The 13,964-nt window shown below is 60.2% G+C and carries 11 protein-coding genes; 7 read left to right on the top strand and 4 right to left on the bottom strand.

The features are described 5' to 3' along the window. Window positions 1-34 precede the first annotated feature (34 nt). Entirely contained in the window at window positions 35-1,396 is a 1,362-nt protein-coding gene (locus tag F8N49_RS17790; protein WP_151551999.1) for a carbohydrate porin, read from the bottom strand. 299 nt (window positions 1,397-1,695) lie between these two features. Here F8N49_RS17790 and F8N49_RS17785 point away from each other — a divergent pair, with 299 nt between their 5' ends. Both F8N49_RS17785 and F8N49_RS17780 read left to right on the top strand, forming a co-directional pair. Continuing rightward, window positions 1,696-1,926: a VF530 family DNA-binding protein gene (locus F8N49_RS17785; RefSeq protein WP_016773359.1), complete on the top strand. Its 231-nt coding sequence runs from the start codon at window positions 1,696-1,698 to the stop codon at window positions 1,924-1,926. A 1-nt stretch (window position 1,927) separates the two neighbouring features. Next, the gene (locus F8N49_RS17780) at window positions 1,928-2,566 is read left to right on the top strand and encodes a Pr6Pr family membrane protein (RefSeq protein ID WP_151551998.1); all 639 of its coding nucleotides are present in this window, start codon (window positions 1,928-1,930) and stop codon (window positions 2,564-2,566) included. Window positions 2,567-2,687: 121 nt separating this feature from the next. Here the strand turns inward: F8N49_RS17780 and F8N49_RS17775 are convergent, their stop codons facing one another. Next, on the bottom strand, window positions 2,688-3,473 hold the full coding sequence (locus F8N49_RS17775; protein WP_130928578.1) for a siderophore-interacting protein: 786 nt from the start codon (window positions 3,471-3,473) through the stop codon (window positions 2,688-2,690). Then, window positions 3,470-4,045, bottom strand: a complete 576-nt coding sequence (locus tag F8N49_RS17770) for a PadR family transcriptional regulator (RefSeq protein ID WP_024014184.1) — start codon at window positions 4,043-4,045, stop codon at window positions 3,470-3,472. Before F8N49_RS17770 ends, F8N49_RS17775 begins: the two co-directional genes overlap by 4 nt. Before the next feature lie 495 nt (window positions 4,046-4,540). Between F8N49_RS17770 and F8N49_RS17765 the strand changes: the two genes are divergently transcribed. From F8N49_RS17765 to F8N49_RS17745, 5 genes are all read left to right on the top strand, one after another. Next, a complete protein-coding gene (locus F8N49_RS17765; RefSeq protein WP_073473241.1) occupies window positions 4,541-5,032 on the top strand; it encodes a CS1 type fimbrial major subunit in 492 nt (163 codons plus the stop codon). Window positions 5,033-5,143: 111 nt separating this feature from the next. Beyond that, window positions 5,144-7,666, top strand: a complete 2,523-nt coding sequence (locus F8N49_RS17760; RefSeq protein WP_122752258.1) for a CS1-pili formation C-terminal domain-containing protein — start codon at window positions 5,144-5,146, stop codon at window positions 7,664-7,666. 119 nt (window positions 7,667-7,785) lie between these two features. After that, entirely contained in the window at window positions 7,786-8,529 is a 744-nt protein-coding gene (locus F8N49_RS17755) for a pilus assembly protein (RefSeq protein ID WP_071173463.1), read from the top strand. Between the two features lie 33 nt (window positions 8,530-8,562). Then, complete coding sequence (locus tag F8N49_RS17750) at window positions 8,563-9,063, top strand: CS1 type fimbrial major subunit (RefSeq protein ID WP_073473236.1); 501 nt, start codon at window positions 8,563-8,565, stop codon at window positions 9,061-9,063. A 47-nt stretch (window positions 9,064-9,110) separates the two neighbouring features. Beyond that, on the top strand, window positions 9,111-10,355 hold the full coding sequence (locus tag F8N49_RS17745; RefSeq protein ID WP_122747768.1) for a hypothetical protein: 1,245 nt from the start codon (window positions 9,111-9,113) through the stop codon (window positions 10,353-10,355). A gap of 144 nt (window positions 10,356-10,499) precedes the next feature. On the opposite strand, the gene F8N49_RS17740 is transcribed toward F8N49_RS17745, so the two are convergent. Continuing rightward, entirely contained in the window at window positions 10,500-13,643 is a 3,144-nt protein-coding gene (locus F8N49_RS17740; protein WP_151551997.1) for a transglycosylase domain-containing protein, read from the bottom strand. Window positions 13,644-13,964 lie beyond the last annotated feature (321 nt).

The following is a 13,964-nucleotide window of genomic DNA, read 5'->3' as shown; positions in this document are numbered from 1 at the left end:
GCAAGCCAGCTCCCACAGGGCCTTGTGGTGATCTTTAGAACGACGACTGGATCTTGATCCCGCCAATCAGGGCGTCGTCGACGTCGTTCACGCCACCGGGGTGGCGGATGTATTGCAGGTTCGGGCGTACGGTCAGCCAGTTGGTCACGTGCACGCCGTAATACAGCTCGGCGCTGTATTCGGTGTCCTGCGGTGGCAGGAACGCCGGATTGTCGTGGTCGTAGACGGCGTTGGCGCGGTTGCTCGCCTCGGCGTTCTTGCGATAGGCCGGGTTGACGTGCACACGAGCGAGGGCGAAACCGATGTCATCTTTGGCGCGGGCGTCGAACGGGCCTTTGTAGGTCAGGCCGGCCTGCACGTAGTTGTCGATGGCGTTGGTTTTCTTGTCGTGCATCGTCGCGTTGGCGAACAGGCTCAAACCACGCGAGTGGTCGCTGGCGATACTGGTCACCTGTTGCTGCACGCCCAGCCATACGCCGTGCTTGCTCGACGCACTGCGATAGGCTTCGCCGCTCAGCGCTGCCGGTTGGTCATTGCGGTCTTTATAGACGTCAGAGGCCTTGGCATTGCTGTAGTAATAACCGGCGCGGTATTCGCCCGGCAGACCGTTGAGCTTCGGCGTCCACACCAGTTCGACCGGCAGGATCGCCCCCTGGGTGCCGCTGCCGCTGAGTTTGAAACCGTTGCCGCGATCGAGGTTCGACGGGTTCTGCTCGTAGGCGCCGACCTGCGCATACAGCTCCGGCGTCAGGTGATATTTGACCCGCAGCGCCCACTGGCTGACCGGCCAGTTGTACCAGATGCCGCCGACCCAGTTGCCGACCTGCGAGCCGCAGAACGCGAGGTTCTGGAAGTCGCAGGGGAAGCTGTTGAAATCCTCGCCTTCGCCGAAACGGCCGACCTTGATGTCGAGCTTCTGATCGAAGAATTTCTGCTGGTACCACATCTGCGTCAGGCGCGTGGTCTGGCCACGGCCCCAGACTTCCTGGGCGGAAGTGAAGCCGCCAACGCGCGGGTCGTTGATGCGGTCGTTGCTGATGTTGTTGCCGCTGCGTTTGGTGATGGTCAGCTGAAATTCGGCGTCGTTCCAACCGAGGATCTTCTGCAGATCCAGATGGGTGCCGAGGCCGAACTGGTCGCTGTAGCGGGCAGTGCGGTCGTGATCGTAACCGCCGTGCAGATTGCTGCCCATTTCGCCGGTGTAATCGAGTTTGAAGTCGTAGCCTTTTTCCGCAAGTTCTGTGCGCGTGCCGTTCCAGTCACCGAGCATGTACGGTGATTCACTGTCGAAGGCCGGCGCCGCGTGGGCACAGGTCGCCAAGCCAAGGGCGGTGCAGCCGCCAAGGGTGCGCAGGGCAGAGATAGCGCTGTCTCGGGAGAAGGAAAAGTCAGGCATGAAGAAGTCTTTTTTTGATGTTTTTCGAGTGCAGGCCGAGCGCTTCAGATTGTCGCAGGCAGTGAAGCGTTTCAGCGGAAGGGCGGCAGGATAATGATCTGTAACAAATTGAGAAAGCGCTTTTGCAGAAATGCAGCGTTTCGGATTCGGTAACAGTGCGGCAAACGGGCGCATTGTGAGTCGCGCCACAGCCTGCGATCTTCCCGGGTTGGCCTACATTTGCAGGAAGGCCTTCCACCCGCTCAGCCCCTCGGCTAAGGTGCGCGGCTTCTGCATATCACTTCGCCCAAAGGCCCGGCATGAACGAACAATCCCCCGATCCGCTGCACGGCGTGACCCTCGAACAGATCCTCAATGCATTGGTGACTCACTACGAGTGGTCGGGGCTGGCCGAGCGTATCGACATCCGTTGCTTCAAGAGCGATCCGAGCATCAAGTCGAGCCTGACCTTCCTGCGTAAAACCCCGTGGGCGCGGGAGAAGGTCGAACGCCTGTACGTGAAACTGATGCGCACCAAGCGACCGCTCTGAGATGAACAGCGCGAGGCGCCAACGCCTGATCACCGGCCTGGCCGTGCTGGGCTGGGCAGGGCTGGCAATTCAGCTGTACCTGATTCTCTTCGCACGATTGAGCATCGGCGCCAGCCTGCTGGGCGGGCTGGTGAGTTTCTTCAGCTACTTCACCATATTGACCAACACCCTGGTGGCGACGGTGCTGACCTGCGCGGTCACCAAGCGCGAATCCGCCGCGCGGCGCTGGTTTCTGCAACCGTGGGTCAGCAGCGGGATCGCGGTGAGCATCGCCGTGGTCGGTCTGGCCTACAGCATCCTGCTGCGGCACTTGTGGCACCCCGAAGGCTGGCAGTTTGTTGCCGATGAGTTGCTCCACGACGTCATGCCATTGCTGTTTCTCGGCTATTGGTGGTGCTGCGTCCCCAAAGGCACGTTGCGCCTGAGGCACCTGCCGCTGTGGCTGATCTATCCGCTGGTGTATTTCATCTACGCCTTGCTGCGCGGGCATCTGCTCGGCGCCTATGCGTATCCGTTCATTGATGTGGCGGTGCTAGGTTATCCACAGGTGCTGGCGAATGCCGGGGGGATCTTGGTGGGTTTTGTGTTGGTGGGCCTGCTGATTATCGGCCTGGATCGTAGAAAGACCGCACGAAGTTGATATTCAATGTGGGAGCGAGCTTGCTCGCGAATGCGGTGTATCAGTTTGCATGGATGTTGACTGACCCCACCGCTTTCGCGAGCAAGCTCGCTCCCACAGGGAAATTGTGGTCAGAGGAAAATCACTCCTCGTCAGAGCCCTCGGCGCGCCAGTAGCCAACAGCCTTGATGAACTGTTCATCGAGCCCATGCTCATCGATCAGCACCCGGCGGATCTGCCGTGAGACCTTGGTCTCGGTCGCCACCCATGCGTACAGATTGCCCTTGGGCACCTGTAATTGCTTGACGGTAGCCAGCAGGTTGTCCTTGCCGCCTTCGCGCAGCACCCAGATCACATTGAACTGCGCCGCGCTTTCCAGCACTTGCTGCTCGGCACCGTTTTCCACTTCGATCACCACGAGTGCCCGGCGATTTGCCGCCAGACCTTCGAGGCGCCGGGCGATGGCGGGGAGGGCGGTTTCGTCGCCGATCAGCAGATAGCTGTCGAAGATGTCCGGCACGATCATCGACCCGCGCGGCCCGCCGATATGCAGGAACTGCCCCGGTTGCGCCTGTTCCGCCCATGTCGAGGCAGGGCCGTCGCCGTGCAGGACGAAATCGATGTCCAGCTCCATTTTTTCCAGGTCGTAACGACGCGGCGTGTAGTCGCGCATCTCGGGCATCGGCCCGTTGTCCTTGCCGGCGCCCAGTTGCATCGTCTCCAGCGCCGCCGCTTGTTCGGCGTTCTGCGGGAACAGCAGTTTGACGTGATCGTCCGTGCCCAGGCTGATGAACCCGGCCAGTTCCGGCCCGCCGAGGGTGATGCGGCGCATGCGTGGGGTCAGGTCGGTGACGCGCAGCACTTCAAGTTTGCGCCGTTTGATTTCGTGCATCACGCGGTGAATGGTTTGAGTATCGACTGCAGTCATTCGGCTTTCTCCGTGGCAGGTTGAACGGCAGGGCCGTCGACGATGGCTTTGGCGGTGTCGTTGAGCAGGTCACGCACGCGCAGGATTTCTTCGGCGCTCCAGCGCCCATGGTGCAGCTGCAAGGCATGGCGCAGGTTGTGCACCGCTTCGTGGATTTCCGCCGGACGATCATGGCCGCGCAGCGAACGCTTGCTGACGTCGATGCGCATGCGGACGCCGTCGAGCGCCACCGCTTGTTCACTTAAAGACAAACGACCGGCGTCGGTGACGCTGTAACGCTTTTTGCCGGCCTCGGCATCACCGGCGATCAGGTCGCTCTCTTCCAGAAAGGTCAGGGTCGGGTAGATCACCCCGGGGCTGGGGCTGTAGGCGCCGTCGAACATGCCTTCTATCTGGCGGATCAGGTCGTAACCGTGGCAGGGCTGCTCGGCGATCAGCGCCAGCAACAGCAATTTCAAGTCGCCGGGGGCAAAGACTCGCGGGCCGCGGCCACCGCGTTCGCGACCGGGGCGCTTCTCGAAGCCGTCGCGGCCATCGCCATGCTCGCGGTGGGGGGAATGATGGTCTCTCATTTCGCTTCTCTCTCGTCGTATTTAGATACAACTTAAGATATATCTTAAGCGCTGCGCAAGACGTTTTTAGCCTCTGGCGACGCTCGACGGACGAGCGGTCAGCGTGAAAAAAGCCACAAAACTCTTTCCGATCAAAAATAAAAAGGCGTGACCTTAAAGTTAAAGTTATCGCTCTAGTTGAGCTTGAGTATATATTCTAATTTCTCGCAAGTTGCCGCGTTAAAGCGGCTAAGTTGCTGTATGGTTTTTTCCCTGTAACTGTGTGTAGGGCGCAACTTACAGCGAATGTTGCAAGTATCTGTTTTTCGTTCTTTTTTCTGGCGGGGTGTGGGGTTGTTTAACTACGAGTTTGTCGGAAGTTGCCTGCTTACATTCCAGAGGCAACAGTCGATGATGCCCGGCATTGAAAGTTCAAGTTGCTTCAGCGGTCGACGAGCAAAAGGTTTATGAACTTTCAATGACACCCCCTTATATAAAGCAAACAGGTACTGAACGATGTTCAAGAAATTCGCAATCGCTGCTCCACTGGCTCTTCTGGCAATGTCCTCCACTGCCTTCGCTGCGGGCGAGGCGTCGCACACCATCAGTCTTGTCGCCACAGTGCCAACCACCAGCTTCTTTGTGGTGCCGGTCGACCCTGATCTGGTCAACAAGGACCAGGACATGAGCTACAACCCTGCCACCGGCAAGATGACCGAGGTCAAAGGTTACTTCGACGTACGTAACACTGACGGCTCCGTTCACGCCAGCCTCAATGGCATCCCTATGCTGCAATCGGGTGTCGATCAGATTGCCCTGGACGTTGAATTCAACGGCAAGGTTCTTACCCAAGTGCCACAAATGGTTGTGGGTGAAGATGAATCCGACAGTAGCTACCGCGCATTGCTGAAAATCGCTCCGCGTGCCAGCTCCACATACGCGCCGGGTGATTACACCGGAACGATTGCAATGGTTTTCGATGCGGTACCTCCGGTCGGTTCGCGCTGATCGCGTGATCGCCTGCTAGACGCCCACCTTCACCGTGGGTTTGACCGGCGGGGCAAACATCCGTGTTTGCCCCGACGGACTTTCATTGTCTGAAAATCAGAGTACGAGTTCATGTTCCCGATGACACCCATCGCGGCTGCGCTTGCGCTGTTGTTCTGTGCCAGCGCAGTCATGGCTTCCGACGCCACCGGTACCACGCCACGCAGTTTGCTGGCGCAGGCCAAAGGCTTGCCGGCGGATTTCGAGGAGCATTTCTTTGATGTACCGCTGGCGGTGCGGGTCGAAGTCGATCAGCAGCCGCTGGGCGAAGCCATGGTGGTGCTGTCGCGAGATGACCGCATCACGCTTCTCGAATTCACCGATACCAGCGAAAACCGCTTTGGCCCGGCCGAGCGGGAAAAGTGGGCGAGCTACCTCAAACCCGGTGTGCCTCTGGGCGCGTGCCGCGGTTCGTGTCCCGATCAGTTTCTGGCGGTGCACTACAACCTGCAAAGTTCGCTGGTTTCGATCCTCACTGAAAATGCCGAGCGCGATGTTCAGGCCAAGCGTTATTACGAGCAACCCGACGGCGGCAGTCGTGGCCTGATGGTGCGCAATCAACTCAATCTCAATGGCGGCCAGGATCAGGATCTGGGTGGGCGCTTCGGCCTGGAAGCCAGTTCCAGTCTGGGCAACTGGAGCCAGACCCTCAACCTGCAAATGGCCCGGCTCGGCGGTCCTGACACCAAGCTGTATCACGCCGTGCATGAGCTGCACACCCAGCGCGAACTGCAAGGCAGTTTCTTTCGCCTGGGCTATTTCACCCCCAATTCCGAAGGGCTGATGCGTCAGCCGCGCACGTTCGGCACCAGCCCCGACACCGCTGTAGGCCTCATGTATGGCAGCTCCGACAGTCTGGCGATCAACACGCCGATGCCGAGCGTGTATCCGATCTACGTGACCGCCAATCGTCAGGGGGCTGTGGAAATCTGGCGCAATGGTTTGCTGATCAACACGCAATCGGTGCCCGCCGGTCTGCAGTCGCTCGATACGCGGCCGCTGCCGGGTGGCATTTACGAGGTGGAGGTTCGCCTGATCGAGGACGGCCAGATCACCTCCACCACGCAGGAACTGGTCTACAAGCCGAGCAACTGGCGCAACCTCGATGAGCGCTGGCGCTACAACGTATTTGCCGGCGAAGAAAGCAAACTGTTGAGTAACTGGGACAAGCAAAGCAGTGGCAGCCCGACCGCCGGTGCATCGCTCAACTATCTGTTGCATCCGCGGGTAATTCTCGGCGCTTCGGCGCGGCAGATTCGCGAAAAGCTGCAGTACGGCACATCCATCGACTGGACGCTGGCCAACCACCTCAGCCTGTATGCCAATGTCTACAAGACCGAGGATTACGGCACCGGTCTGGATCTGCAAAGCCTTTACAACTACGGCGCGGGCAGTCTGGTGATCAGCCACAACCGCAGCTGGCTCGACACCACCAACACCTACGAAACGCTGCCCGACGGCACACGCGTTCGTCCGCGTAACGTGTTCGTCGGCCAGACCAGCAATTCATCGCTGGCGCTCAATCATCGGGTGAGCAGCAAGAGTTCGGTCAATGCCCGGGTTTCGCACAGCGAAGGCAATGTCGAAGGCATGGGCCTGGATCTGGGTTGGACCCAGCGCACGGTGCTGCTGGGCAGTGATGCCAGTTGGCGCCTGTCGGTCTTTGATCGTCCGGGCAGTTTCAGCAGCGGCGATGCGCGCAACCGCGGGATCGATCTGAGCATCAATCTGGCGCTCGGCGCGCCCGGTCAACAGCTCACCGGCAGCATCGGCTCACGCACCGCCCGTGATGGCAAACGTGACAACAACGCCTCGCTCGGCTGGCGCAAGGATTTCAAGGATCACGTGCTGCAAAGCGTCTCGGTCACGGCGCTCACCGATACCTACGGCCTGGGCATGTCGAGCCTGGCCAATTTCCGCACCGATGCGGTCAACGGCGATGGCTTTATTCAACGCTCGTCCTACAACGGCAATTTCACCGGCGGCCTCAACCTCGACAGCACGCTGGTCGTCGGTGGCGAGCAGATGCTCATGACCAATCACAGCGAAGTGCGCGGCGCCGGGATGATCGTCGATGTCGAATCGGACATCGACGACATCGTCCTGCGCGCGGACGACTATAGCGGGAGCAGCGCTGCCTTGAAGCCGGGGCGCAATTTCATTCCGATCACGGCCTATCAGAACAGCTCCGTGAGCTTCGACTTCGAGGGCAATAACGTGCCCGCAGCGACCATCGAGCCGGCGCGCACTCGCTATCACCTGAACAAGGGCGGGGTGGAGTACCGCAAGATCCGTGTGATGAAAACCCTGACAGTGCTCGGTCGCCTGATCGATGAAGCAGGGCAGCCGCTCAAGGGCCATCATGTGATCAACCATGCCAGCCGTGGTGTCACCGAGGTTGACGGGTTCTTTTCAATGGAGATGAACGCCGGTTCGCCGACCCTCGAGATCCGTCGCGATAATCGCTTGCTGTGTCAGTTCCGCCTCGATGCCAACCAGTACCGCAGTGAAAACAACGTCCTGATGATAGGCGATCTGCGCTGCACGCCAGACACCGTGGCCGACGTCGGTGTCACCGCGCAGAAGGCGGGCTGAACCGATGACCGAGTCCACATTCGGGCGACACGCGCAGCGGCAATATCAGCGTTATCCGGGAAGCCGACGCATGAACGTGCGCGCCGGTGCCTTGTTCCTTTTTTCATGGAGTTGAAGTGATGAACCGTGGTTTTTTGCTGGGCGTGCTCAGCGTGTTTTGCCTGACGGCGCAGGCCGGGCCACAGATCAATGTCGGTACGGTGTACGACTATATGGATGGCGACAAGAGCACCTATCTGAAACGGGTGTTCAACAGCGGCGATGCCACCGCGTTCGTCAAGGTAAACGTTCTGGAGATTGTCTACGACGCCGACGGCACGCCGAAGGAAATCCCGGTTGAGAACGCTGCCGACGGCGCTTCGCGCAACGGCCTGATGGCCAGCCCGGCGCGGCTGATCGTCCCGGCCGAGGGCATGCAGGGCACCCGCTTGCTGTACATGGGCGAACGCGATCGCGAGCGTTACTTCCGCGTGCGATTCGTGCCGGTGGTGCCGGAAAAGGAAGACGAGTTCGCTGTCAGCCAGGAAGAACGGGAAGACTACAAAAAGGCACTGACGGCCGGGGTCAACGTGATGACCGGTTTCGGCACGGTGTTCTTCGTACGGCCCAGGGAAACGCGGTTCGCCACGACGATCAATGAAACCGAAAGCCGCTACGAACTGCGCAATGACGGCAACACCGTGGTGATTGTCGACGAGTTCAGAAACTGCTCGTTGAGCGACGAAACCGACTGCGGCGTGACCACCAAACACCATGTGCTGGCGGGCAAGACGTTCGCTTTCGACAAGGAGAAGGGCCGTGGGTACCGCTTCTTCCTGATCGAAGGCAGCGAGAAGAAGAACCTGACGGTCAGCAGCCGCTAGGTCTGCTTTTCATTGACGCAACGGGTAACCAACATGATCAAGCAATGCTCCGTCGTCGCGCTGATAGCCGCGGCGGCTCTGGCCAGCGATGCGGCCTGGGCGGCTCGGGAAGCACACACGTTCGAAGTGACAGTGGAAGTGCCGAACCGATCGTTCTACATCATTCCCGCGGTGCCGGACTGGATTCACCGACCGCAGCGGCTCGACTGGAATCACTCGACCTCAAGCCTGAGCAGTGTGCGCAAGTACTTTGATGTGCGTCACGACACCAGTGCGATTGAAGCGCGGCTTGAGTCCGCGCCTTACCTTTCGAACGGTCGGCCGGCAGACGATATCAGTCTGCGCGTGACTTTTAACAAGGTGGAGCTGAGCGCCGAGATGGCGCCGCGCGAGGTGGTGTCGCAGGCCGAGGCTGCTGCGGGGACACGGGTGCTGTTGCAGATCGACCCGATCAGCCCGGAGGGCGGCTACCGCCCCGGGGATTACGCCGGCAACGTGCTGTTGCTGTTCAGTGCCCGAGCGCCTGGCGAGTGAGATGGCTCGCGCAATGCTGGTATCGAAGTATTTTCTGGAGACCACCCATGATTTTTTCTAGCGCCCCGGGCATCCGCCCATGGATCGGATTGCTGTTGACGTTGTTCAGCGCTGCGGCAGTGGCCGAAGTGCACAACATTGATGCCACCTTCGAGCCGGACTTTGCCAATCCGCAAAAAAATCAGTTCAAGAATCAGACACCATCCGAGGGTTTCTGCCGTCAAGCAGCGGAAACGTGCGCGAATTTGGGCCTGTTCAGCCTGGTCGCGCGCATCCCGTTCGCCGCCAATGCACCGATTCAGGCCAACCACGCCGATCCGCGCCAGGGTGGCATGGCCAAAGTGCCGTCCGACTGGAGGACTGTTTCGGTGGCCAACGCTGCCGGTGACAGCCACATTGTCGAGGTGAGAATTGCCGGTATTGGTCACGAGGCGGCCTTCCCGTTGTCGTTCGCCGAGTTGACCGGAGGCGGCAGGTGGGATGACTTATGGGAAGGCGGCGGCTGGGTCTACGCTCCGCCACCGTGTCTGGGTGTCGGTGTCTTTACAGCGGGACAGCATGGTTACAACAGTTTCTGGAGAGTTCCGGAAGGGGCGGGAGTCTGCGCCAAGAAAGCTCTGTTCGATATCCCGCTTGGCATGAACTATCAGTTTTTCGTCTACGCCTACGAACTGCGCACGCCGGATCCGCTGAAAATGGATGCTGGCGACTACACCGGTGCCATTACCTACACCGTCGGTCCGAACATGGATTTCGACATGGGCGATGTGATGATCCCGAGCGACTCGATTCTGACCCTCAATTTCAATTTGAGGGTTACGCACACCATGAAGGTCGATATTCCTCCCGGCGGCAACCGGGTGGCGCTGCAACCGGTGGGCGGTTGGCAGTCGTGGCTGAACGAGGGCCGCAAGCCGACCCGGCTGATGCGTGACCAGACGTTCAATATCTCGGCCTCGAGCCGCTTCAAGATGAACATCGAGTGCCAGTACGTCTTCGGCAACGACTGCTTGATACGGGAATCGGGCACCGGCCATGTGGTACCACTGGAAGTCAGCGTCAGCCTGCCCAACGGACTGACCGATGGCGCCGGACAAGCGGTCAATCGCCGGCGATTGCTGATCGATGGCACGGGCACCGAGTTGTTTCAGCCGAGCTTTTATCTGGACCGCAAGGTGGGCACGCTGCATTTCGAAGTGGCCCGCGATGCGGTGGAAAGAATGATCAGGGAAGGGGAAGCGCGCACCTATTCGGGCAATGTCACGGTGATCTGGGATTCAGAGGTAGGTTAAGCGCGATTCCGGTCAAGCAGCCCATGCGAGTCTGGCTGCGTTCAGACGCTTGATCGGGTCCCAGCGTCTTGCGCGGCTGCACGGGGCCAGCCTGGCAGAACTCCTCGCGGTCTTTGCGACGGAAGCAAGAGCAGTAATGCGCTGTCATCCGGACAGGATTGCCAACTGCGCCGGCCCGGTGGTAACCACGGGGGGATTTTCCGCCGGACGACATTGCGAGTCACTGCCCGGTTGCAGATACGGCGTGAGAATCGGCGCCATGCCCTTGAGCACCTGCGTGGGCAGGGCCGAGGTGAACTTGAAGTTCTCCGCCGAGCGCCCCGGGACGAACGCGGTGAGGGTGCCGAAATGATGGTCGCCGATGTAGAACACGAAGGTCGCCGTGCGGTTGATCGACTTCGAACTGATGATCCGCCCGCCGGAGCCGATCGCCGCAATGCGGTTGTCGCCGGTGCCGGTCTTGCCGCCCATGGCCAGCGGCGTGCCGTCGGGCAATTTGAAACTGCCCGACAACCGTTTGGCGGTACCGGCATCGACCACTTGCGACAACGCCTCGCGCATGGCTCTGGCCACTTCCACCGGCATCACCCGTTTGCCCACGTGCGGGTCGTTGACCAGTCTGGTTTCGTAAGGCGTATCGGCGGCGAAATGCAGGCTGTCGATGCGCAGCGTCGGCATGCGTACGCCGTCGTTGAGGATGGTGCCGATCAGCTCGGCGAGCGCGGCGGGACGGTCGCCGGAACTGCCGATGGCGGTGGCCAGTGACGGCACCAGGTGATCGAACGGGTAGCCGACTTTTTGCCAGCGCTGATGAATGTCGAGGAACGCTTCGATCTCGAGCATGGTGCGAATGCGGCTGTCGCGCGCGCCTTTGTGCCGGCTCTTGAACAGCCAGCTGTAGACTTCCTGGCGTTCGAAATGGCTGGCTTTGACGATCTCGCTGAAGGTCGCTTCCGGGTGATGCAGCAGATAACCCATCATCCACAGATCCAGCGGATGCACCTTGGCGATGAAGCCCTGATCAGGCAAATCGTAACTGCCGGGGCCATAGGAATCGTAGAGGCGGATCAGGCGGTCATCGGTGAGTTTCTCCTTGAGCCTGGCGCCTTTGAGGTGGGCGCGAACAAAGCTGTTGAAGTCTTCCTGGCTGGCATCCGGCAACAGATAACGGTGCACCGCCGCCATGCGAATCGGCGTCGGGCGGATGCTGTCGAGGAAGGTTTCCAGGCGCGCCTGGGTGTCCTTGTTCCGGTACTTCTTCCAGAACTTGAGCAGGAATGAGGTGCCTTCGCGGTCGGCGAAACTGGCCAGGTATTCCTGGCGGCGGGGGTCGCGGTCATCCTTGAGCAATTCGCCGTTGGGGCCTGAGTAGGTGGTGTAACGGACGATGTCACGCATCAGCCGAATGAACGGCAGGTTGATCGACTCGCGCAGCGAATCGCGCAGGGTCGGCAGGCGACCGTTGTCCTCTTTGCGGAAGTTGTTGAATCTGTGCAGGCCGCCGCCGGTGAAAAACGCCTCGCCGGGGCTGGCCGAATATTTGCGATCCAGCGCGGCGCCGAGCAGCTTCGACAGGTCGTGATCCTTGTTCTGGATCAGGTAGTCGATGACCCAGCGGCTGAGGCGATCCTGATCCGGCACTTCGACTTTCTTCAGTTCTGGCCCGCTCATCGCGCCGTATTTGTCGTGCAGCTCGGCGACGATTTGCAGGTACGTGGTCAGCACACGCATTTTCGCCGTCGAGCCGAGTTCGAGCTTGCTGCCTTCGTTGATGTCGAACGGCTGGTCGGTGCTGTCGGTCTGCACGCGTACGCGCGAGCCGTCCGGGGTCAGTTCGAAGAGGGTGAAGCTGTAGCGCACTTGCGTGGTGCTGGTCGGCGTCAGCAGGCGTTCGCCGAGCAGGCCGATTTCGGCAGCGTAGACCGGATCGGCGAGTTTTTTCAGATAAGCCGTGGCCTGCGTTTGCAGGTCGCCCTGCAGGGTGCTGGTGGCTGACAGGTCGAGACGATCGAGGTCGTAAAGCGGCCGGTTGAGCATGCTCGCCAGGCGGCTGCGGGCAACGCTGATGCCCTTGTTGGTTTCAATCGGCTGCATCGTTGGCTGGGTCTGCCAGTCGCGGTATGACACGGTGCTTGCCAGCGCGGCGTCGGCCAGAGCGCTGTCGATCACGCCGTTCTGCTTGAGCAGGCGCAGGTGGCTGTCGGTGAGGCTGGCCAATTCGTCGCGGCCCTTGGTCAGGTAATGCGAAGGACGGCGCTGGGCAATCATCAGCGAAAGCATTTCACGCAGGGCCAAGCCTTTGGCGGCCATGGTCTGCGGATCGGTCTTCGGGCTGTTCAGTTGCTCGTTGGCCTTGTTGAAATCACTGCCGTACCAGACCCGCAAACCTTCGGCCATGCCGTGCACTTCACCGTGGCCGGGTACCGCCGAGAGCGGCACGCTGTTGAGGTAGTCGCGCACGATGTTCTGCCGCGAACCGAGGGTCTGCGGGCCATCCTGATAGGCGCGCACGCTGGCGGAAATCATCTGGCGGATCTTCTCCGCGCCCGACACGGTCAGGCCATCGGGCGAGTGGCGATACTTTTCCAGTTGCGTTGCCAGAGTGCTGCCGCCGGCCGATTGCCCGGGCAGGCGCAGCAACTTCGCCACTTGCGACCACGCGGCCATGCCGAAGCGCGGCCAGTCCACGGCCGGGTTGGCCAGCGGTTGTTTCGGGTCGAGAAGAAAGCGGTTTTCGATGAACAGCAGGCTGCTGACCACCACCGGCGGAATCGCCGCGAAGTCGGCATACAGTTGCTGCGGATAGTTGTATCGATACAGCGGCGCGCCTCGGCAATCGGTGATCGACAGCCCGGCCTGAATCTTTTCCGAATACGGCACGAACAGGCCTTTGTCGGTGTAACCGAGCAGGGCAGGGGAGAAGCGCGTCTGCTCGGTGATCACGTAATTGCGCTTGAGCAGACGCGGCAGGAATTCGTCCAGAGAGCTGTAACCCAGGCGCAGATCGAACGGCCCGTTGCCCGGATAACGAATCGCTTCGCTGGGGCCGGGTTCAAGTTTGTAGGTCAGCGAAGCGGCGTACTGGCTCAGCTCCCGTGCTTGAAAGCGCGAGGTGCGCATTTCCTTGGACGCGGCGAGTCCCACCACCACCGCAATGATCAAAAACAGCAACCAGAAAGCCTTCCACCCGTGCCGGTTGCGACGGGGTTTTTCAGGGACAGGCGCTTCATTCACACTTTCAGTCTGAACCACGGTTTTACTCGAATCGGTTTGCCACAAAGCGCCCATAGTCGACTGATCCATTCACGCAGATTGATCGGACTTGTCTGAAGCTTAGACGGTGGTTGAAGCCGGTGAAAAAAATGTGAAGAGCGGAGCCGGCGGTTTATCTGAATAAAACTGGAACGAACACAGTGGCGAGGGGATTCATCCCCGCTGGACTGCGAAGCAGCCCCAAAACCTGCCTCCGCAGTTTCTACAGGCCCACCGTGTGTGAGGAAGTTGCGACTGCTGCGCAGCCGAGCGGGGATAAATCCCCTCACCACAAAGATACTGTTCACATCCCCATGATGTGTCTGTGCGAGCAATGGACTCCTTGTGGCTAGCAGA

Source organism: Pseudomonas sp. GXM4 (assembly GCF_008923895.1).
GTDB classification, from domain to species: Bacteria; Pseudomonadota; Gammaproteobacteria; order Pseudomonadales; family Pseudomonadaceae; genus Aquipseudomonas; species Aquipseudomonas atacamensis.
This window is presented reverse-complemented; position numbering and strand designations above follow the sequence as displayed.